This is a genomic window from Pseudenterobacter timonensis, assembly GCF_900021175.1.
GTDB classification, from domain to species: domain Bacteria; phylum Pseudomonadota; class Gammaproteobacteria; order Enterobacterales; family Enterobacteriaceae; genus Enterobacter; species Enterobacter timonensis.
Genome location: NZ_FCOP01000011.1, coordinates 1,473,373 through 1,493,098 on the forward strand (window position 1 = coordinate 1,473,373; position 19,726 = coordinate 1,493,098).

Genomic DNA, 19,726 nt, shown 5'->3' on the forward strand with positions numbered 1-19,726 from the left:
TCTCCTTATTCATCCGGGGTCAGTTCGCCACGCAAATTCTGCATCATGGCAGTACGAATGGCATCCGCATCCAGATCCTGACTGAGTAAATAGTGAAGTTTAGTCAGGGTCGCCTCTACCGTCATATCCGCGCCGCCGATCACCCCCGCATGGGCGAGGGCGTTACCGGTGGCGTAACCGCCCATATTGACCTTGCCGGACATGCACTGGGTCAGATTCACCACCACGATGCCGCGATCGCTTGCCGCCTGTAGCTCCTGCAAAAACTCGCCGTTCTGCGGCGCGTTGCCTACGCCGTAGGAGCGCAGGATCAGCGCCTTCACCGGCTGGCGCAGGAAGTTACGCACCACGTCAGCGGAGATCCCGGGATAAATCGTCACCACGCCGATCGGCTGCGGCGTAATGGGGTGTACAATCAACTCGCCCGCGGTATGCGGCGCAGGGGGCGTACCCAGACGGCGGATATGAATGCCCGCCTCCAGCAGTGGCGCCAGGTTCGGCGAGGCGAAAGCGTCAAAACCGTCCGCGTGCGCCTTGGTGGTGCGGTTACCGCGATAGAGCCGGTTGTTGAAGAAGAGGGTGACCTCGTTGATGGGGTAGTTGGCCGCCACGTAGAGCGAGTTGAGCAGATTGATCTGCCCGTCCGAGCGCAGCTCCGCCAGCGGGATTTGCGAACCGGTAACAATCACCGGCTTGCCCAGATTCTCCAGCATAAAGGAGAGGGCGGAGGCGGTGAACGCCATGGTGTCGGTGCCATGCAGGATCACGAAACCGTCGTAGTCGTCATAATGCGCTTTGATATCGTCGGCGATATGCTGCCAGTCCTCCGGCGTCATGTCTGACGAATCCATCAGCGGATCGTATTCATGGATGGTAAAGTCGGGCATCTCCGGGCGGTGAAACTCTGGCATCAGCGCCAGCTGGCGCTGCAGGTGGCCCGATACCGGAATATAGCCATTCTCAGAGCGCTGCATACCGATGGTCCCGCCGGTATAGGCGACATAAATTGATTTCTTCTGCATGGTTTAAGTTCTTATGCTGTAAAAAATCCCCTCTTCGGTTGAAGAGGGGAGCGCGTTATCGGACGTTGCCGCAGGTCAGGCAAAAGGCGTAACGGTTCTGCGGATCGTTAAAGGCGGCGAGTTTATCACTTTCCGCTTTCACCACGCTTGCCGCCTGTGCGACCGGGGCCGGAAGGTATGCCTGAATCGCCTCGGGCAGCATGGCGCGCACCGAGCCGGACATGCTCTGCATCACCATATCGAAGAAGGTCGGCTCATCCTGGTAATACTCCACGTGCCACTTCTTAAGCTTCGCCAGTTCGGCTGCTTTAGCCACGGCGTCGTCAAAGTCGCCCAGGCTATCCACCAGCCCGTTGCTCTTCGCGTCCTGGCCGGTCCAGACATGGCCCTGAGCAATTTTATCCACCTGATCCGGGGTCGATTTGCGCGACTGCGCCACCAGGGTGATAAAGCGCTTATAGCCATTCTCAATGCTGAGTTGCATCATCTGCGCCACTTCCGGCGGCAGGGATTTAGTTACCGACACATCCGCCAGCGGCGAGGTGCTCACCCCGTCGGTATGAACGCCCACGGCGTCGAGGCTATTTTCCACGGTGTTGATGACGCCGAAGATGCCGATAGAGCCGGTGAGGGTGCTCGGATTCGCCACGATGTAATTTGCCGGGGTGGAGATCCAGTAGCCGCCGGAGGCCGCCATGCCGCCCATCGACACCACCACCGGTTTACCCGCCGCACGGGCAGCGGCAAGCTCAGCGCGGATCACCTCGGAGGCGCTGACGCTGCCGCCGGGGCTGTTGACGCGCAGTACAATGGCTTTCACCTTCGGATCGAGGCGCGCGTCGCGAATTTGCGCGGCGGTGGTATCGCCACCGACGTTACCCGGGGTCTCCTCCCCGTCCATGATCGCGCCGTTGGCAAAGACCACGGCGATGCTTGCGCCCGCGTCGCTGGGTTTCTTCGGCGTGTAGTCGTAGAGGCTAATGGCGCTGTAGTTTTTATCCGCTTTGCTCCAGCCGAACTGTTTGGTCAGCGCTTTTTCGATCTCGGCGCTGGAGCCGAGCGCATCCACCAGCTTGTGCTCTAAGGCATATTTCGCCGTATCGCCGCCCGCTTTTTGCAGATCGCTGAGCATCGACTGCGCGCCCGGGAAGGCCTGTTCAGGAGTAATCTGGCGGTTGGTTGACACCGTTTTAAGGTAGTTCTGCCACAGCTCGCCAATCCAGCGGCTATCCGCCTCGCGCGCCGCCGGAGACATGTCGTCACGGATAAACGGCTCCACGGCGGACTTATAGGTCCCGACGCGGAAAACGTGGGTCGTCACCTTCAGCTTGTCGAGCAGCGATTTGTAGTAGAGCCCGTTGGTGGCAAAACCGTGCAGGTCGACGGTGCCGTAAGGGGAGAGCCAGATCTTGTTGGCGAAGCTCGCCAGGTAGTATTGCCCCTGGGTATAGCTGTCGCCGACGGCGATAACCGGCTTGCCGCTGTCGCGGAACTCGCGCAGCGCCTTGCCGATATATTGCATGGAGGGCTGATCCGCGCCGGTGAAATTCTTCAGATCCAGCACGATACCGGTGATATTGCGATCTTCCTTCGCCTGGCGAATGGCATCGACAATATCAAACAGGGAGTTTTCCTGCAGCCGGTCGGAGGTGGCGCCCAGCAGCTGGCGGCCAAGCGCCCCGAGACGGTTGCTGGTGGAGGGTTTGTCGACAATCACGCCGGTAATATTGAGCAGCAGCGCGCCGCGTGTGGTGTGCTGTGTCTGACTGTTGTCGCTGACGTGCATCCAGATGCCCGCGCAAACCAGTACCAGCAGGATGAAAAAGAGATTCATCACCAGGTTGCGGACGAAGTTAAGCACCCGCCACGTCCATCTAAAGAAACCGGCAATAATTCGCCAAAGGGTTCGCATGTATTCTCCGTGTCCAGTTAAGTACCCGTTATCCGTCGCCATCCAACGGAAATGTGGAGGTTATCGTAATGACCCAACCGCCACTTGTCAGCAGGAATCGCCTGCTGCGCTGTAACAAAATCTGCGACCGTGTTAATTTTAAGTAAATATCAAGAGAGGAGTTGACTCATGGACGCACTTGAACTGTTGATTAACCGTCGTAGCGCCTCCCGTCTGGCGGAACCTGCCCCGGCGGGCGAGCAGCTGGAGGCGATTTTGCGGGCGGGCATGCGCGCGCCGGATCACGGTACGCTTCAGCCGTGGCATTTCTTTATTATTGAAGGCAGCGGCCGCGACCGCTTCAGCACCCTGCTGGAAAAAGGGGCGATTGCCGCAGGCCAGGATGAGAAAGGGATAGATAAAGCGTGCAACGCACCGTTTCGCGCGCCGATGATCATCGCCGTGGTGGCTAAATGTCAGCCGAATCATAAAGTTCCGGTATGGGAACAGGAGATGTCAGCGGGCTGCGCGGTAATGGCGATGCAGATGGCCGCGCTGGCGCAGGGCTTTAACGGCATCTGGCGCACAGGCCCGCTGGTGGAGAGCCCCGCGGTGCGCGAGGGGCTGAACTGCGGGGAGCATGACAAAGTAGTCGGCTTCCTCTATCTCGGCACGCCGCAGCTGAAGGCCTCCACCACCGTTTCCGTGCCGGACGTCACCCCCTTCGTCACCCATTTTTAACTATTCCTTTTCGACTGTCTGGATTATGAGCAAGCGTCGCATAATTCAGACGGTCAGACTTACCTCATCACGGAATGAGCGCTACCATAGCGCAAAGGCAATGTCAGGAGATGACCATGAGCGAGCAAACTATTCGTCTAACGCAATACAGCCACGGAGCCGGTTGCGGTTGTAAAATTTCCCCTAAGGTGCTGGAGACCATTCTGCACAGCGAACAGGCGAAGTTTATCGACCCGAACCTGCTTGTCGGTAACGAAACGCGTGACGATGCGGCGGTGTACGATTTAGGTAACGGCACCAGCATTATCAGCACCACCGACTTCTTTATGCCGATTGTCGACAATCCCTTCGACTTTGGCCGTATCGCCGCCACCAACGCCATCAGCGATATCTTCGCGATGGGCGGTAAGCCGATCATGGCGATTGCGATCCTGGGCTGGCCGATCAACACCCTCGCGCCGGAAATTGCCCGCGACGTGGTGGAAGGGGGGCGTTATGCCTGTCAGCAGGCGGGGATCGCGCTGGCGGGCGGCCACTCTATCGATGCGCCGGAGCCGATCTTTGGCCTGGCGGTCACCGGCGTAGTGCCCACCGAGCGCGTGAAGCGCAACAGCACCGCCGAGGCGGGCTGTAAGCTCTTCCTGACCAAGCCGCTGGGGATTGGCGTACTTACCACCGCGGAGAAAAAATCCCTGCTTAAGCCGGAGCACGCTGGCCTGGCGACGGAAGTGATGTGCCAGATGAACCTGGCGGGCACCGCATTCGCCAGTATTGACGGCGTGAAGGCGATGACCGACGTCACCGGCTTTGGTCTGCTGGGCCACCTCTCTGAAGTGTGCCAGGGGGCGGGAGTACAGGCGCAGGTCTGGTATCAGGAGGTGCCGAAGCTGCCGGGCGTGGAGGAGTATATCGCGCAGGGCGCCGTACCGGGTGGCACCCAGCGTAACTTTGCCAGCTATGGCCATCTGATGGGCGATATGCCGCAGGCGTGGCGCAATCTGCTGTGCGATCCGCAAACCTCCGGCGGCCTGCTGCTGGCGGTCACGCCGGAGGCGGAGGCGCAGGTGCAGGCGATCGCGGCGGAGTTTGGGATTACCCTGACGGCGATCGGCGAGCTGGTGCCTGCCCGCGGCGGCCGTCCGATGATCGAGATCCGCTAAGTCGATGCGGTTGTTTATTGCCGAAAAGCCGAGCCTGGGCCGCGCCATTGCGGACGTGCTGCCAAAGCCGCACCGCAAAGGCGACGGCTATATCGAATGCGGCAACGGACAGGTGGTGACCTGGTGTATCGGCCACCTGCTGGAGCAGGCGCAGCCCGATCTCTATGACAGCCGCTACGCCCGCTGGAATCTCAGCGATCTGCCTATCGTGCCGGAAAAGTGGCAGCTGCAGCCGCGCGCTTCCGTTACCAAACAGCTTAACGTTATCAAGCGATTGCTGAATGACGCCACCGAAGTGATCCACGCGGGCGACCCGGACAGGGAAGGCCAACTGCTGGTGGACGAGGTGCTCGACTACCTGGCGCTGGCGCCGGAAAAGCGCCAGCAGGTACAGCGCTGCCTGATTAACGATCTTAACCCTCAGGCGGTGGAGCGCGCAATTTCGCGACTGCGCGCCAACAGCGAGTTTGTGCCCCTCTGCGTCTCGGCGCTGGCCCGCGCCCGCGCCGACTGGCTCTACGGCATTAATATGACCCGCGCTTATACCATTCTCGGGCGCAACGCAGGCTATCAGGGAGTGCTGTCGGTCGGGCGCGTGCAGACGCCGGTGCTCGGGCTGGTGGTGCGGCGCGATGAAGAGATTGAGAACTTTGTGGCGAAAGATTTCTTTGAGGTGAAGGCGCATGTCGTCACCCCGAAGGAGGAGCGCTTTACCGCCACCTGGCAGCCGAGCGAAGCCTGCGAGCCTTACCAGGACGAGGAGGGCCGTCTCCTGCACCGTCCGCTGGCGGAGCATGTGGTCAACCGCATCAACGGCCAGCCTGCGAACGTCACCAGCTATAACGATAAACGGGAATCAGAACCCGCGCCGCTGCCCTTTTCGCTGTCGGCCCTGCAGATTGAAGCGGCCAAACGCTTTGGCCTGAGCGCGCAGAACGTGCTGGATATCTGTCAGAAGCTCTATGAAACCCATAAGCTCATCACCTACCCGCGCTCCGACTGCCGATATCTGCCGGAGGAGCATTTCGCCGGACGGCAGGCGGTAATGAAGGCGATTGGCGTTCACGCGCCGGACCTGACGGGGCAGTCGGCGGTCGACCCGCAGATCCGCAACCGCTGCTGGGATGATAAAAAAGTCGATGCCCACCATGCCATCATCCCCACCGCGCGCAGCAGCAACGTCAACCTGACGGAGAATGAGGCGAAGGTCTATAACCTGATTGCCCGGCAGTATCTGATGCAGTTCTGCGCGGATGCGGTCTACCGCAAGTGCGTGATTGAGCTGGAGATCGCCAAAGGTAAGTTCATCGCCAAAGCCCGTTTCCTGGCGGAGGCGGGCTGGCGCGCGCTGCTCGGCTCTAAAGAGCGAGACGAGGAGAACGACGGCACGCCGCTGCCGGTGGTGGCGAAGGGGGATGAACTGCTGTGCGAGAAAGGCGAGGTGGTGGAGCGTCAGACCCAGCCGCCGCGCCACTTTACCGACGCCACGCTGCTCTCGGCAATGACCGGCATCGCCCGTTTTGTACAGGATAAAGATCTGAAAAAGATCCTGCGCGCTACCGACGGGCTGGGTACCGAAGCGACCCGCGCCGGGATTATTGAACTGCTGTTTAAGCGCGGTTTCCTGACCAAAAAAGGGCGATATATCCACTCCACCGAGGCGGGCAAGGCGCTGATCCACTCCCTGCCGGAGATGGCCGCCAGACCGGACATGACCGCCCACTGGGAGTCGGTGCTGACGCAGATAAGCGAAAAGCAGTGCCGCTACCAGGATTTTATGCAGCCGCTGGTTGGAACGCTCTATACGCTTATCGATCAGGCCCGAAGCACCCCGGTGAAGCAGTTCAGAGGACTGGTGGCGCCGGGCGGCGGGGCGAAAAAACCGTTTAAAAAGAGAAAGAGCGCCGCCTGAAAATGCCCGGTGGCGCTGACGCTTACCGGGCCTGCAAAAACAGCAATGACCGTAGGCCGGGTAAGGCGCAGCCGCCACCCGGCGAACGCGACGCTGAAGCGTGAAAACGCCCGGTGGCGCTGACGCTTACCGGGCCTGCAAAATCTGCAATGACGAACCGTAGGCCGGGTAAGGCGCAGCCGCCACCCGGCGAACGTGGCGCCGGAGCGTGAAAATGCCCGGTGGCGTTTACGCTTACCGGGCCTACAAAAACAGCAATGACCGTAGGTCGGGTAAGGCGCAGCCGCCACCCGGCGAACGTGGCGCCGGAGCGTGAAAATGTCCGGTGGCGCTGGCGCTTACCGGGCCTGCAAAATCTGCAATGACGAACCGTAGGCCGGGTAAGGCGCAGCCGCCACCCGGCGAACGTGGCGCCGGAGCGTGAAACGCCCGGTGGCGCTGACGCTTACCGGGCCTGCAAGAAGGGCAATCCCTTAAATCACACCCTGTCCTGCCATCGCATCCGCCACCTTCACAAACCCGGCGATATTGGCGCCGCGCACGTAGTTGGTCTGCGATCCCTCTCCGCCGTACTCCACGCAGGCCTGGTGAATATCGAGCATAATGTGATGCAGGCGCGCGTCCACTTTCTCCGCTTTCCAGCCCAGTCGCGCGGCGTTTTGCGCCATCTCCAGACCGGAGGTGGCCACGCCGCCCGCGTTGGCCGCTTTGCCCGGCGCAAAGAGCACGCCCGCTTCCAGGAAGAGATCGGTCGCTTCGATGGTGGTCGGCATATTGGCCCCTTCCGCTACCGCCTTCACTCCGTTGGCGATAAGCGTGCGGGCAGCCTGCGCATCCAGCTCGTTCTGGGTGGCGCAGGGGAGGGCGATATCCACCGGCACCGCCCAGGGCTGCTGCCCTTCCAGATAGGGCAGGCCAAACTCGCGGGCATAATCGGCCACGCGGCCGTCGCGGCTGGCTTTGATTTCACACAGACGCGCCAGCTTTTCAGCCGTAAAGCCCGTTTCATCCACCACGGTGCCGCTGGAGTCGGAGGCGGTAATGACGCGCGCGCCAAACTGCATCGCTTTCTCTATCGCATACTGCGCCACGTTGCCCGAGCCGGAGACCGCCACGCGCATCCCCTCAAAGCCCAGCCCGTGACGCTTGAGCATCGCTTCGGTGAAGTAGACCAGACCGTAGCCGGTCGCCTCCGGGCGAATCAGGCTGCCGCCAAAAGAGAGCCCCTTGCCGGTAAAGACGCAGGCGCTGTTATTGGAGAGTTTTTTCATCATCCCGGCCATAAAGCCGACTTCACGACCGCCCACGCCGATGTCGCCCGCCGGTACGTCGGTATCCGGCCCCAGGTGGCGCCAGAGCTCGGTCATCAGCGCCTGGCAGAAGCGCATCACTTCCCCCTCGCTTTTGCCCTTCGGATCGAAGTCGCTGCCGCCCTTGCCGCCGCCCATGGGCAGGGTGGTCAGGGCGTTTTTGAAGGTCTGCTCAAAGCCGAGGAATTTGAGGATCGAGAGATTCACCGAGGGGTGAAAACGCATGCCGCCCTTAAACGGGCCGATGGCGGAGTTAAACTGCACGCGCCAGGCGCGGTTAACCTGCACCTGATTCTGGTCATCCACCCAGACGACGCGAAACTGGATCACCCGCTCGGGCTCCACCAGCCGCTCCAGCAGCGACATCTGTCGGTAGCGCGGGTTAGCTTCAAGGAAGGGCCACAGGGTGGTCATCACTTCGCGAACGGCCTGCGCAAACTCGCTTTGATGCGGGTCGAGCTGTTGAACATAGGTTAAAAACGATTCCAGAGAGCGTGCCTGATCCATAGATATAAGAACCTCTTATAATAGCTTTTGCGTGTTGTTTGTGCGTGTTGCGGTCTTTTTCGACTATACCACCCGCACCGCTTCGTCAGGCAAGAGAAAAATAGGCGGCTAAGGGAAATTCATTATTGGCGCTCCGTCATAATAAAAAACGATGAAGCGAGAAATTAAAGAAACGGCGCGGGTGACCGTTATAGTTATGATGATAAGTAAAAGGAAGAGGCGTGATGAAACGATACGTAATGATACTGCTGGGGCTGTTCGCCGCCGGCGCGCAGGCAGATCCTGTTCGCCCGGAAGTGGAAGTCAACGTGCCGCCGGAGGTATTCAGCACCGGCGGAGCGCGCGCCCAGCCCTGCCGTCAGTGCTGTATCTATCAGGATCAGAACTACTCCGAAGGGGCGGTGGTACGGGCCGACGGGGTACTTCTCCAGTGCCAGCGCGATGAAAAACGGCTCAGCACGAACCCGCTGGTCTGGCGTCGCGTAAGAGAATAAAGGCCTCCAGCAGCGGAATATCGGCCGGGGCGAGATCGTAGTCCAGCGCCGCTTCTGGAGTACACCAGACAAGCTGGCTGTGAAAGTGCGGTGCGGGTGTACCGCGGAAGGCGGCCACATGCCAGGCGTGAAGATGGATTAACCGCTGCGACACTTCCCGCGTATGGCTGGCGACGTAGCGGGTGGGCTGCGCCTCTATGCCGAGCTCCTCCCGCAGCTCCCGCGCCAGCGCCTCTGGCTGCGTTTCGCCCGCCTCAACTTTTCCACCCGCCAGCTCCCATTTACCCGGCTGATCGGCATGGGCCGGACGCCGGGCCAGCAAAATTTTGCCCTCCCGCTCAAGGATGGCGGCAACAACATCGATAGTTTTCAGCACGTTCGTCAATAATTCAAAAGGGAAAATGCCATATTATCCTCCCTTTTCCCGGAGTCCAGTCATCAGGAGAATCAGGTGAACGAGCGTCAGCACTGGGTAGCCCCCGTTACAGCCCTTCCCGCCAGCCTCAAACCCATCGCCGCCATGCAGAAAAAACATTTCGGCGTCATACTCAATCCCACCCGCTGGTGGGGAAGAATGCCGCGCCTCTTCTGGCTGGTGGCGCTTTTTGTCGGCTATCTTGAACGCCGTCGCGCCCGCCTGGATCCGGCGCTGCGCTCGCTGCTAATGACCCGCGTGTCGCAGCTTTGCCACTGCGCTTTTTGTATTGACGCCAACAGCCTGCGGCTGGCCGAGCGCAGCGGCGCGCTGGATAAGGTGCTGGCGGTAAGCGACTGGCAAAATGCCGCGCTGTTTAACGAGGCGGAGCGGGCGGCGCTCGCCTATGCTGAGGCGGTAACGGCGACGCCGCCGCAGGTGACCGGGGAGATTAAGGCGGCTCTGAAGCGCCATTACGACGACGCGGCCATTACGGAGATGACGGCGTTGCTCGCTTTTCAGAATCTCTCGGCGCGTTTTAACGCAGCCCTGGAGATCCCCGCGCAGGGACTTTGCGATCCGTTACAAGGGAGACCTCATGCTTGATCGTTATCTTCACCCGGGCGTGAAGCCGGTGCTCAACAGGCTGGCGCAGGCTGTCGACAAACCGGGCATCTCTCCTGACGGCATCACGCTGTTGGGCTTTGCAATCGGCGTACTGGCGCTGCCGTTTCTGGCCCTTGGCTGGTACGACGCGGCGCTGGTCGCGATCGTTATCAACCGTCTGCTGGATGGCCTGGACGGGGCGCTGGCGCGTCGGCGGGGGCTTTCCGATGCCGGGGGCTTTCTCGATATTTCGCTCGATTTTCTCTTCTACGCGCTGGTGCCGTTCGGTTTTGCGCTGGCGGCGCCCGTCGAGAACGGTCTGGCGGCGGCGTGGCTGCTGTTTGCCTTTATCGGTACCGGCAGCAGCTTTCTCGCCTTTGCGGCGCTGGCGGCGAAGCACGAGATTGATAATCCCGGCTATGCGCATAAATCGTTTTACTATCTGGGCGGGCTGACGGAGGGAGCGGAGACCATCGCGTTGTTTGTGCTGTGCTGCCTCTTCCCGGCAAACTTTACCCTGTTTGCCGGGATTTTTGGCGCGCTCTGCTGGCTGACCACCATTACGCGCGTCTGGAGCGGCTATCAGACGCTAAAAGCGCTGAAGCGTTAACGGACAGCGTCGGGGCCGCGTTCCCCGCTCGATACCGGGTTTTTCGGATCGCTGCTCCACTCGTACCAGCCGCCATCATAGACGGCTATCTTTTCCCAGCCCATTGCGCGAGCGTACATAAAGGCTTCCGAGGCGCGCCAGCCGGTGCCGCAGTAGAACGCCACCTGCTGCTCCGGCAGGATATGCCACGTTTTCCACATGGCGGCGATATCATCCGCGCTGCGCATGGTGCCGTCCGGGTTATGGAAATCTTCCATATGGGTGGAATCGCTGCCCGCGTGGCCCCAGCGCGCGCCGGCAATTTCGCCTTTGGGCTTAATGTAGCTGTACCCGCTGGTGGTGCCGATAAATTCTGGCCAGGAGCGAATACTGACCAGCGACGCGTCCTGGCGGTGCAGCAGGCCACGCGCCTGCTCCATACCCACCATCAGCTGCGGCTGTCCGGGGATCGGCGCGCCAAAATCGCTGGCAGGTTTTACCTTCTCAGGCGTGCCGCGCTCGACCGGCAGCCCCGCGTCCGACCAGCTCTGCCAGCCGCCATCCAGCAGACGTACATCTTTCACCCCGGCGTAGAGCATGATCTGCGCCACGCGGGCGGCGGCATAGACGTCGCGGCCATAGAGGATCACGGTGGTGTCGTGGCGAATACCGTGTTTCGCCAGCATCGCTTTTAGCTTGTCATCAGAGACTTTGTTCCACAGCGGTTCGCTCTCCACCTCGTTGGTGTCGATATAATCTGCGCCGGGGATATGGCTCAGCAGATAGAGCTTTGGCGCGCCCCAGGCCGCCTCGATGACCTTCCAGTCACCGGCGGGGGCGGCCGCTACCGGCTTGCCCTGCGACAGGTCATGCAGCCAGCCAGGATAGACCAGCTGTTCGAAATGGGCTAAACGCTGCAGTCGCGCGCCGTTTTGCAGCGCGTCGCCAAGCGTTACGACCCGGATATAACCGGCTTTTTCCAGACGCGCTTTCACCGCCTGGTTATCGGCGTCGCTGCCGTAGAGCGCCACGGGACTGGTCGGGGCAAGGTGGTGCTGCGTGGCCCAGGCGCTCAGCTGTTCATCGCTCATCGCGTTCAGCCAGGAGGCGGAGAGGTTAAGCGCGGCGGGTTCATGGCCCGAGGTCGCGGAGGGTGTTTGCGGCCAGCCGTTATAAAAGGCGCTCGGGCGCGTGTCGATCACCGCGCCGTGCTGCTGTTGCAGCTCCTTAAGGGTGAGCGAGGAAGGCATATCAGCGGAAAAAGCGGAGAGCGAGACGAGACCCAGTGCGAGGGTCAGCGCCGTCAGTTGAGAAACACGTTTCATCGAAAAGCCTGACGTCAATAAAAGGGAGCGCCATTTTCATCTTCCTTCCGGGAAATTTCTTTGCGTTAGCACATAGATTATCGCCAGTCGGCTATCTGCAGCACCCGGCCGCCGGGGGGGATATCCTCCTCGTCGTGAGTCACCAGCACCACCGGCACGTTCAGGACGCGAATTTGGGCATAGACCCACCGGCGAAAGGTAGCGCGCAACGCCTTATCCAGGCGGCTGAAGGGTTCATCCAGCAGCAGAGCTTCGGGGCGGGCCAGCAGGGCGCGTAGCAGGCTGACCCGCGCGCGTTCGCCGCCGGAGAGCCGCGCCGGATCGCGGGAGAAAAAGCCCGCCAGGTCTGCTGACGCCAGCGCCGCCTCCACCTGCTCCCGCCGCGCCCTCCCTTTCACCGGGGCGGGCAGGGCCAGCAGCAGATTTTGCCCTACGCTGAAGTGTTCAAAGAGCAGCGGGTCCTGAAACAAAATGCCGATCTGACGGCGCTCCACGGGCAGAGTATCGCAGCGACGATCGTTGAGCCACAGTTCGCCCCGGGCATTCAGACCGTCACCGAGCGCTCCCACCATCCAGGCGAAAAGGGTCGATTTACCGCTCCCGGAGGGACCCATCAGGGTGAGGATCTCCCCCGGGCGGACGCTAAAGCGGACCCCGCGCAGCAGCGGTTCGATCGTCAGATTTTCTACTTTCAGCATCAGCGTAGCCCCTGTCGGTAGCGGCCCGCCAGCCGGGATAGCCCGGCGGCAAGGCCAAAGAAAGCGGCGGTGAGCGCCAGCAGCCAGAGGGCGCGGGCGGCCAGCAGCGGCACGCTGCCACCGCTGCTCAGCGCCACCGCCTCGGTGGTCAGCGTGGGATAGCGGCCCGCGCCCAGCCACAGCGTTGGCATATATTGCGCCATGCTCACGGAAAAGCCGGTTGCCAGCGCGGTGAGAAGGGGGCGGATCAGCATCGGGCATTTCAGCCGCCAGAAGATCGCCGCCCGCCCTAATCCCAGGGTGCGGGCCACCACGATTTTACGTGGGTCGATAGCGCGCCAGGCGGGCTGTAACAGCAGCAGCATCCATGGAATGACCCACAGCAGATGGCCCCAGATTACCGTGAGGGCGGCGCCATCCACCTGAAGCCACAGCGCCAGCTGGTACTGCCCGGCCACCAGCGGCAGGGAGGGGAGAACCAGCGGCAGCCAGAGCCATTGCCCGCGCCGCTGCGGGCCCCATTCAAGCCAGAGCAGGATCAGGGCAAGGGCAAGGAGGCTTGCTGTCACGCCGAAGGTCAGGCTGGTGTAAAACGCCTGGGAGGTCAGGGTAAAGTCGCGCGCCAGCGCCGCCAGCACCCCCGCGCAGGCGATGCCCGACAGCACCACCAGCCAGCCGAGGGGGCGGCCCGGGGAAGGAACGACACGCCGGCCTCGCCTGCCGGCCGTGGACGGAATGCGCCGACGCCAGAGTTGCCAGAGGAGTCCGCCGAGAGCGGCATAGCCCGCCAGCAGCCCCATCAGCAGCAGACATACCAGGGCGCCTTTGATCTGCGCCGCCGGATCGCCCTGGCTCAGCCACTGCCAGGCCAGCACCGCCAGTGTGGGAGGATTACCCGGCCCCAGCACGATAGCCACATCCACCACCGAGAGCGACCAGGCGACCACCGCCAGCATCAGCGCGCCAAGAGCTGGCGCGATTTCCGGTAGCGCCAGCCAGCAAAAGCCCTGCACGCGTGAATAGCCGAGGGTGCGCATCACAACCCAGCGCGGCGCCAGCCTCTCTTCTGGCAGGAGGGCGTAAAGCGCCCACAGGATAAAGCCGCTCTCTTTTACCGCCAGCGTGACGCCAAGGCCGATGCCGTAGCGGTCGAGCTGCGGGGTACAGGCAGTGCAGAGCCGATAAAACGCGCCCCCTTCGGCAAAAAGCAGCAGCGCCGCGGTGGCAAAGGCGACGTGCGGCACGGCGAGCAGCCACGGAAGGCGGGCGCTGAGTCGGCGCCAGCCCGCGCCCGGCCAGAGGGCCATCGCCACGCAGGCCAGCCCGCGCCCGGCCAGAGGGCCATCGCCACGCAGAGCGCCAGCGCCAGCGCCCCGACGGCGGCAAGCGTCGTGGAGACAAGCGTGGCGGCCAGCGCCTGCGAAAACTGCGGGTCGGCAAAGAGCGCCTGCCAGCCTGAGAGGGAGAAGGCGGGGGCGAGCATCAGACCGGCGGCGGGCAGCAGCGGCAGATAAACCGCCGTCATTGCCGCCAGCGCCAGCCAGCCTAGCGGGTGCCGTAGCGTCGAAGCCATTCCTGCTCCAGCGCGTTCACCCAGGCGGCGTGGGGTTCAGGCAGCACCGGTGGCAGCTCCCCGGGAGTGAGTTTGCCCAGCGCAGCGGCCTGGTGGGGCGGTAGCGACGCCACGGAGAGCACGCTTGGATCGCCCCAGATCTGCGGGTCGGCCTTGCGGATCTGCGCCTCGGGGGAGAGGAGGAAGTTGGCGACCACCTTCGCCCCCGCGCTGGCGCTGCTGTTGGCGGGGATCGCCACGAAATGGACATTGCCCAGCATGCCGTCGGTAAAACCAAAGCTGTAGCTGTCGGCGGGGAGTTCCCCGCTGGCGACCTTCTGCCGGGCGTGCGCCGGGTTAAAAGTGAGCGACAGGTTCAGGCTGCCGCTGGCGAGCAGGGTGTCCATGCGCGCGGGTGAGGGCGGAAAATCCTCCCCTTCGCGCCACAGCCAGGGATGCAGCGTGTCGAGATAGCGCCAGAGCGGGGCGGTGATCTGCGCGAAGGTGGCGCTATCCGGCGGCGATTTGAGCGCCTGCGGGTTATCCGTCAGGGTCAGCAGCAGCTGCTCGAGGAAGGCGGTGCCGGTAAAGTCGGGCGGGCGCGGATAGGTCACCTTGCCAGGGTGCTGGCGCGCATAGTCAAGCAGGGCATTCGCATCGCGTAGCGGCGCAGGCAGGCTCTCTTTACGGGCGATAAAGGTGAGCTGGGCGCCGCCCCAGGGGGATTCCGCCCCGTCGGTGGCGATGGCGAAATCCTCGGTAACCGGTTTAGCGCGATCCACGTAGCGCCAGTTTGGCAGGCTCTGCGCCCAGCCGGTTTGCAGCAGGTTCGCCTCTTTCAGCGTGCGGAAATTCTCGCCGTTCACCCACAGCAGATCGACCGAGCCACGGCGGGTGCGCCCGGCGCTGGCTTCGGTCTGGATGCGTTTCACCGCATCGGCGCCGTCGGCAAGGTGCACAATCTTCAGGGTGATAGCGTAGTGGCTTTTCATCTCGCCGCTCACCCAGTCGAGATAGCGGTTCACCGCCTCATCTCCGCCCCAGGCGTTAAACCAGACGGTCTGCCCCTGCGCCTCCTTCTTCACCGCCTGCCACGTATCGGCGGCAAGGGCAGGGACCGCCAGCAGCAGGCCAATCAGAAACATGCAGGAACGCACACGGCGCATAATGCCTCCCGGTTAGTGAGCAGAAGAGGTGAATCGGGACAAGAGCCGGCGCGTCGCCAGCGGTAATAGCCCCAGCAGTGTAAAGGCGATCGCCATTCCCGGCGAGAGAATATCGTGCAGCGAAGCGACATTGCCTAATTCCCGTCCGGCATTGACGAAAACGATCGTCGCCGGGAGCATGGCGAGCTGGCTGACCCACCAGTAGCGCACCACACCGAGCCGGGTGAGACCCGCCAGCAGATTGACGAGGAAAAAGGGGAACAGCGGCATCAGCCGCAGGGCGAAAAGATAGCGCGCTCCGTCGCGGGCCATGCCGCGATTTACCGTCTGCATCTGCCTGGCGAAACGGCGCTGCACCCAGTCACGCAGCAGATAGCGGCTGGCCAGCATCGCCAGCGTGGCGCCGAGGGTGGAGGCGAAGGAGACCAGCACGACGGCCAGCCACAGGGGAAAAAGCGCGCCGATAAGCAGCGTCAGCGCCGCCGCGCCGGGGATCGACAGGGCCGTTACGCCGACATAGATCCCAAATCCGAGCGCTACGCTCAGCCAGGGATGGGTGGCGATCGCCTCGCTCAGCGCCTGCTGGTGGTGCTTCAGCGAGGCGAAGGAGAGCAGGTCAGGAGCAAGCCAGGCGGCGCCCACGATAAATGCGCCCCCGAGGGCGCACAAGAGCAGAATTTTACGGATGTTCACGATGTTACAGGTTGAACGTCGCCCAGACCGGCGCGTGATCGGAAGGTTTTTCCATCCCGCGGATTGCATAGTCGATGCCGGTCTCCACGCAACGCTCCGCCAGCGGGGTGCTTGCCAGCAGCAGGTCGATGCGCAGGCCGCGGTTATCGTCAAAGCCGCGGGAACGGTAGTCAAACCACGAGAAGCGATCCTCCGTCTGGGGGTTGGCGCTGCGGAAAGTATCCACCAGGCCCCACTCCAGCAGGCGGCCCATCCACTCGCGCTCTTCCGGCAGGAAGGAGCATTTCCCGGTACGCAGCCAGCGCTTGCGGCTCTCTTCGCCGATACCGATATCCCGATCAGTGGGGCTGATATTCATATCGCCCATGATAAGCACCGGCTGATCGCGGTTAAGTTCCGTCTCCAGATGGTCCTGCAGATCCTGGTAAAACTTCGCCTTGGCGGGAAATTTCAGCGGATGGTCGCGGCTTTCGCCCTGCGGAAAATAGCCGTTAATCACGGTGATATTGCCTATCGGGGAGGGGATCTCCGCCATGATGATACGCCGCTGCGCCTCTTCCCCGTCTCCCGGGAAGCCGCGGCGTACGCTGACCGGCGTCGCTTTGGTCAGCAGCGCCACGCCGTAATGCCCTTTCTGGCCATGGTAAAAGACGTTATAGCCAAGTTTCGCCACCTCTTCGAGGGGGAACATGTCATCGTGGACCTTTGTCTCCTGGAGACCGATGACGTCGGGCTGATGTTGCGCGACGATGGCTTCAAGCTGATGGGGACGGGCGCGCAGGCCGTTGATATTAAAAGAGACAAATTTCATAGTCGCTGCCAGTGCAAGGTGAATAGTGCAGGGATGGTAGCAGAAATTGTTGCCGCTGTTATCCGCTTGCGCCAATAACTGCGACAGATAATGTCATTGGTGCAAAATCTGCACCGCTGCGATGCAGCGTGCCCTCCAGTGGGGCGGAAATGACCCGTAAATTCCATCTGCGATCACAAATCCAGAATTATATTTGGCATGTGAATAATATTCCTGGTTTTCGTTCGGCAACCCGCCGCTTTCCGTAAAAATATTCACTTTTTATGCAGTTTAAGTGAATGGCTGTACATTCTAACGTCTTGATATGACGTGATCCTCCTCCGGTTATGCAGTTTTCTCGCTGGCTGGCACGAAGCCTGCAATCTACAGTCACAGGGCAAACACCCAATTATTTAACAATTAATCAACTTTTTATTTACCGGATGAGGTCGCTATGTCTCTGTCAGTTACGCGTGAAAACTTTGATGAATGGATGATGCCGGTTTACGCCCCGGCGGCTTTTATTCCGGTTCGCGGGGAGGGCTCGCGCCTGTGGGATCAGCAGGGGAAGGAGTATATCGACTTCGCGGGCGGGATCGCGGTCAACGCGCTGGGCCACGCGCATCCCGCGCTGCGCCAGGTGCTGAACGATCAGGCGGCGAAATTCTGGCACACCGGTAACGGCTATACCAATGAGCCTGCGCTGCGGCTGGCAAAGAGACTGATTGATGCCACCTTTGCCGATAAGGTCTTTTTCTGTAACTCCGGCGCAGAGGCGAACGAGGCGGCGCTGAAGCTGGCGCGTAAGTATGCGCATGACAAGTCTGGCGCGTATAAAAGCGGCATCGTGGCGTTCAAAAATGCCTTCCACGGTCGCACGCTGTTTACCGTCAGCGCGGGCGGCCAGCCTGCCTACTCTCAGGATTTCGCCCCGCTGCCGCCCGATATCCGCCACGCGGTTTATAACGATTTAGCGTCCGCCAGCGAGCTCATCGACGATACTACCTGCGCGGTGATTGTTGAGCCAATGCAGGGCGAAGGCGGGGTAGTCCCGGCCACCCGGGAATTTTTGCAGGGGCTGCGGGCGCTCTGCGACAGGCACAACGCGCTGCTGATTTTTGATGAAGTACAGACCGGCGTGGGTCGCACCGGCGAACTGTATGCCTATATGCACTACGGCGTTACGCCGGATCTCCTCTCCACCGCCAAGGCGCTGGGAGGCGGTTTCCCCATCGGTGCGCTACTGGCCACGGAGGAATGCGCCAGCGTGATGACCGTCGGCACCCACGGCACCACCTACGGCGGCAACCCGCTGGCGACGGCAGTGGCGGGCGAAGTGCTTAATATTATCAATACCCCGGCGATGCTGAACGGCGTGAAGCAGCGCCACGACTGGTTTGTGGAGCGGTTACAGGCGATCAACGCCAGAACGGGACTCTTTAAGGAGATCCGTGGGCTGGGGCTGCTGATTGGCTGCGTGCTGGCTGAGCCCTTTACCGGCAAGGCGAAGCAGATCTCCCTGGAGGCGGCCAGGGCGGGGGTGATGGTGCTTATCGCGGGGGCAAACGTGGTACGCTTCGCGCCGGCGCTTAACGTCAGCGAAGAGGAGGTGCAGACCGGTCTCGACCGCTTTGCGCAGGCCTGCGACCATATTAAGGCGGAGGTGTCATCATGATGGTTATCCGTCCCATAGAGCATGGCGATCTCGCCGGGCTGATGCGGCTGGCCGCCAAAACGGGGGGCGGTCTGACCTCGCTTCCGGTGGATGAGGCAACCCTCTCGGCACGCATCGAGCGCGCTCAGCAAACCTGGCAGGGGAGCCTGCCGAAAAGCGAGCAGGGCTATGTGTTTGTGCTGGAAGATACCGAAACCGGCACCATGGCCGGGATCTGCGCCATTGAGGTGGCGGTGGGCCTTAACGATCCGTGGTACAACTACCGCGTCGGCACGCTGGTGCACGCCTCTAAAGAGCTGAACGTCTATAACGCGCTGCCGACGCTGTTCCTTAGCAACGACCATACCGGCAGCAGCGAGCTCTGTTCGCTCTTTCTCGACCCCGACTGGCGCAAGGAGGGGAATGGCTATCTGCTCTCCAAATCGCGCTTTATGTTTATGGCCGCCTTTCGCGACAGGTTCAACGACAAGGTGGTGGCGGAGATGCGCGGAGTGATTGACGACACGGGCTACTCTCCCTTCTGGGAGAGCCTGGGCAAGCGCTTCTTCTCCATGGAATTTAGCCGCGCCGACTACCTTTGCGGCACCGGGCATAAGGCTTTTATCGCTGAACTGATGCCGAAACACCCTATCTACACCCATTTTCTCAGCCCACAGGCGCAGGCGGTGATTGGCGAGGTACACCCCCAGACCGCGCCCGCCCGCGCGGTGCTGGAGAAAGAGGGATTTTGCTACCGCAACTATATCGATATCTTCGACGGCGGCCCGACGCTTGAGTGCGATGTCGACCGCATCCGCGCCATCCGTAAAAGCCGGCTGGTCACCGTGGCAGAGGGCCAGCCCGCGCCGGGAGAGTGGCCCGCCTGCCTGGTGGCGAATGAACAGTACCAGCAATTTCGCGCCACGCTTATTCGCACCAACCCGAAATGTGAACGGCTGGTGCTGACCGCCGCGCAGATGGATGACCTGAAATGTAGCCCGGGCGATAAGGTTCGCCTGGTGCGACTCTGCCCTGAGGAGAGAACAGCATGAGCCTGTGGATTAACGGCGCCTGGATCGCAGGGGAAGGCGAGCGACGCGTAAAAAACAACCCGGTGGGTGGCGAACTGCTCTGGCAGGGCGCCGACGCCAGCGCCCGTCAGGTCGACGCGGCCGCCCGCGCGGCGCGGGCCGCCTTCCCG

General features: G+C 61.8%; 17 protein-coding genes and 2 pseudogenes. 9 read left to right on the top strand and 10 right to left on the bottom strand.

The features are described from left to right. Positions 1 to 5: 5 nt before the first annotated feature. Both ansA and sppA read right to left on the bottom strand, forming a co-directional pair. Positions 6 to 1,022: an asparaginase gene (ansA, locus tag BN3796_RS13260; protein WP_061708794.1), complete on the bottom strand. Its 1,017-nt coding sequence runs from the start codon at positions 1,020 to 1,022 to the stop codon at positions 6 to 8. Positions 1,023 to 1,077: 55 nt separating this feature from the next. Then, positions 1,078 to 2,934 carry a signal peptide peptidase SppA gene (gene sppA / locus BN3796_RS13265; RefSeq protein WP_061708795.1) on the bottom strand — a complete coding sequence of 619 codons (1,857 nt, stop codon included), beginning with the start codon at positions 2,932 to 2,934 and terminating at the stop codon, positions 1,078 to 1,080. 168 nt (positions 2,935 to 3,102) lie between these two features. Here sppA and BN3796_RS13270 point away from each other — a divergent pair, with 168 nt between their 5' ends. The 3 genes from BN3796_RS13270 (at position 3,103) to BN3796_RS13280 (ending at position 6,726) form a co-directional block, all read left to right on the top strand. Continuing rightward, positions 3,103 to 3,654 (top strand): NAD(P)H nitroreductase, encoded by a 552-nt coding sequence (locus BN3796_RS13270; protein ID WP_061708796.1) that lies wholly within the window; start codon positions 3,103 to 3,105, stop codon positions 3,652 to 3,654. Between the two features lie 116 nt (positions 3,655 to 3,770). Continuing rightward, the gene (gene selD, locus BN3796_RS13275; protein WP_061708797.1) at positions 3,771 to 4,814 is read left to right on the top strand and encodes a selenide, water dikinase SelD; all 1,044 of its coding nucleotides are present in this window, start codon (positions 3,771 to 3,773) and stop codon (positions 4,812 to 4,814) included. 4 nt (positions 4,815 to 4,818) lie between these two features. Then, positions 4,819 to 6,726, top strand: coding sequence for a DNA topoisomerase III (locus BN3796_RS13280; RefSeq protein WP_061708798.1), 1,908 nt, complete (start codon positions 4,819 to 4,821; stop codon positions 6,724 to 6,726). Positions 6,727 to 7,199: 473 nt separating this feature from the next. Here the strand turns inward: BN3796_RS13280 and gdhA are convergent, their stop codons facing one another. Beyond that, entirely contained in the window at positions 7,200 to 8,543 is a 1,344-nt protein-coding gene (gene gdhA, locus BN3796_RS13285) for an NADP-specific glutamate dehydrogenase (protein ID WP_061708799.1), read from the bottom strand. A gap of 224 nt (positions 8,544 to 8,767) precedes the next feature. Between gdhA and BN3796_RS13290 the strand changes: the two genes are divergently transcribed. Continuing rightward, positions 8,768 to 9,037, top strand: coding sequence for a YnjH family protein (locus tag BN3796_RS13290; RefSeq protein WP_061708800.1), 270 nt, complete (start codon positions 8,768 to 8,770; stop codon positions 9,035 to 9,037). Here the strand turns inward: BN3796_RS13290 and BN3796_RS13295 are convergent. Further along, a complete protein-coding gene (locus BN3796_RS13295) occupies positions 8,997 to 9,413 on the bottom strand; it encodes a pyrimidine (deoxy)nucleoside triphosphate diphosphatase (RefSeq protein WP_061708859.1) in 417 nt (138 codons plus the stop codon). The genes BN3796_RS13290 and BN3796_RS13295 overlap by 41 nt on opposite strands. A gap of 75 nt (positions 9,414 to 9,488) precedes the next feature. On the opposite strand from BN3796_RS13295, the gene BN3796_RS13300 reads away from it, so the two are divergent. Both BN3796_RS13300 and BN3796_RS13305 read left to right on the top strand, forming a co-directional pair. After that, a complete protein-coding gene (locus BN3796_RS13300) occupies positions 9,489 to 10,058 on the top strand; it encodes a carboxymuconolactone decarboxylase family protein (RefSeq protein ID WP_061708801.1) in 570 nt (189 codons plus the stop codon). Further along, the gene (locus BN3796_RS13305; protein WP_061708802.1) at positions 10,051 to 10,668 is read left to right on the top strand and encodes a CDP-alcohol phosphatidyltransferase family protein; all 618 of its coding nucleotides are present in this window, start codon (positions 10,051 to 10,053) and stop codon (positions 10,666 to 10,668) included. Before BN3796_RS13300 ends, BN3796_RS13305 begins: the two co-directional genes overlap by 8 nt. On the opposite strand, the gene BN3796_RS13310 is transcribed toward BN3796_RS13305, so the two are convergent. The 6 genes and pseudogenes from BN3796_RS13310 to xthA form a co-directional block, all read right to left on the bottom strand. After that, positions 10,665 to 11,972, bottom strand: coding sequence for a rhodanese-like domain-containing protein (locus tag BN3796_RS13310; protein ID WP_061708803.1), 1,308 nt, complete (start codon positions 11,970 to 11,972; stop codon positions 10,665 to 10,667). The two genes, BN3796_RS13305 and BN3796_RS13310, sit on opposite strands and share 4 nt — an antisense overlap. Positions 11,973 to 12,049: 77 nt before the next feature. Next, positions 12,050 to 12,670: an ATP-binding cassette domain-containing protein gene (locus tag BN3796_RS13315; protein WP_061708804.1), complete on the bottom strand. Its 621-nt coding sequence runs from the start codon at positions 12,668 to 12,670 to the stop codon at positions 12,050 to 12,052. Then, positions 12,670 to 14,243 (bottom strand): annotated as a pseudogene (locus tag BN3796_RS13320) (ABC transporter permease subunit). Before BN3796_RS13320 ends, BN3796_RS13315 begins: the two are co-directional and overlap by 1 nt. Then, positions 14,216 to 15,379 carry an ABC transporter substrate-binding protein gene (locus BN3796_RS13325; RefSeq protein WP_061708860.1) on the bottom strand — a complete coding sequence of 388 codons (1,164 nt, stop codon included), beginning with the start codon at positions 15,377 to 15,379 and terminating at the stop codon, positions 14,216 to 14,218. The pseudogene BN3796_RS13320 and the gene BN3796_RS13325 overlap by 28 nt, the downstream one beginning before the upstream one ends. Positions 15,380 to 15,400: 21 nt before the next feature. Beyond that, positions 15,401 to 16,081, bottom strand: coding sequence for a TVP38/TMEM64 family protein (locus tag BN3796_RS13330; RefSeq protein ID WP_061708805.1), 681 nt, complete (start codon positions 16,079 to 16,081; stop codon positions 15,401 to 15,403). 4 nt (positions 16,082 to 16,085) lie between these two features. Beyond that, a complete protein-coding gene (gene xthA, locus BN3796_RS13335) occupies positions 16,086 to 16,892 on the bottom strand; it encodes an exodeoxyribonuclease III (protein ID WP_061708806.1) in 807 nt (268 codons plus the stop codon). Positions 16,893 to 17,325: 433 nt separating this feature from the next. Between xthA and astC the strand changes: the two genes are divergently transcribed. The 3 genes and pseudogenes from astC to astD all read left to right on the top strand — a co-directional run. Then, positions 17,326 to 18,546 carry a succinylornithine/acetylornithine transaminase gene (gene astC, locus BN3796_RS13340; protein WP_061708807.1) on the top strand — a complete coding sequence of 407 codons (1,221 nt, stop codon included), beginning with the start codon at positions 17,326 to 17,328 and terminating at the stop codon, positions 18,544 to 18,546. Continuing rightward, a complete protein-coding gene (gene astA, locus BN3796_RS13345; RefSeq protein ID WP_061708808.1) occupies positions 18,543 to 19,577 on the top strand; it encodes an arginine N-succinyltransferase in 1,035 nt (344 codons plus the stop codon). Before astC ends, astA begins: the two co-directional genes overlap by 4 nt. Continuing rightward, a pseudogene (gene astD, locus BN3796_RS20230) lies at positions 19,574 to 19,726 on the top strand (succinylglutamate-semialdehyde dehydrogenase); the annotation flags it as partial. The gene astA and the pseudogene astD, both read left to right, overlap by 4 nt.

Excerpts from the sequence above, each read along its gene's own strand:
- ansA (WP_061708794.1), bottom strand. The coding sequence starts at position 1,022 with ATGCAGAAGAAATCAATTTATGTCGCCTATACCGGCGGGACCATCGGT.
- sppA (WP_061708795.1), bottom strand. The coding sequence starts at position 2,934 with ATGCGAACCCTTTGGCGAATTATTGCCGGTTTCTTTAGATGGACGTGG.
- BN3796_RS13270 (WP_061708796.1), top strand. The coding sequence starts at position 3,103 with ATGGACGCACTTGAACTGTTGATTAACCGTCGTAGCGCCTCCCGTCTG.
- selD (WP_061708797.1), top strand. The coding sequence starts at position 3,771 with ATGAGCGAGCAAACTATTCGTCTAACGCAATACAGCCACGGAGCCGGT.
- BN3796_RS13280 (WP_061708798.1), top strand. The coding sequence starts at position 4,819 with ATGCGGTTGTTTATTGCCGAAAAGCCGAGCCTGGGCCGCGCCATTGCG.
- gdhA (WP_061708799.1), bottom strand. The coding sequence starts at position 8,543 with ATGGATCAGGCACGCTCTCTGGAATCGTTTTTAACCTATGTTCAACAG.
- BN3796_RS13290 (WP_061708800.1), top strand. The coding sequence starts at position 8,768 with ATGAAACGATACGTAATGATACTGCTGGGGCTGTTCGCCGCCGGCGCG.
- BN3796_RS13305 (WP_061708802.1), top strand. The coding sequence starts at position 10,051 with ATGCTTGATCGTTATCTTCACCCGGGCGTGAAGCCGGTGCTCAACAGG.
- BN3796_RS13310 (WP_061708803.1), bottom strand. The coding sequence starts at position 11,972 with ATGAAACGTGTTTCTCAACTGACGGCGCTGACCCTCGCACTGGGTCTC.
- BN3796_RS13315 (WP_061708804.1), bottom strand. The coding sequence starts at position 12,670 with ATGCTGAAAGTAGAAAATCTGACGATCGAACCGCTGCTGCGCGGGGTC.
- xthA (WP_061708806.1), bottom strand. The coding sequence starts at position 16,892 with ATGAAATTTGTCTCTTTTAATATCAACGGCCTGCGCGCCCGTCCCCAT.
- astC (WP_061708807.1), top strand. The coding sequence starts at position 17,326 with ATGTCTCTGTCAGTTACGCGTGAAAACTTTGATGAATGGATGATGCCG.
- astA (WP_061708808.1), top strand. The coding sequence starts at position 18,543 with ATGATGGTTATCCGTCCCATAGAGCATGGCGATCTCGCCGGGCTGATG.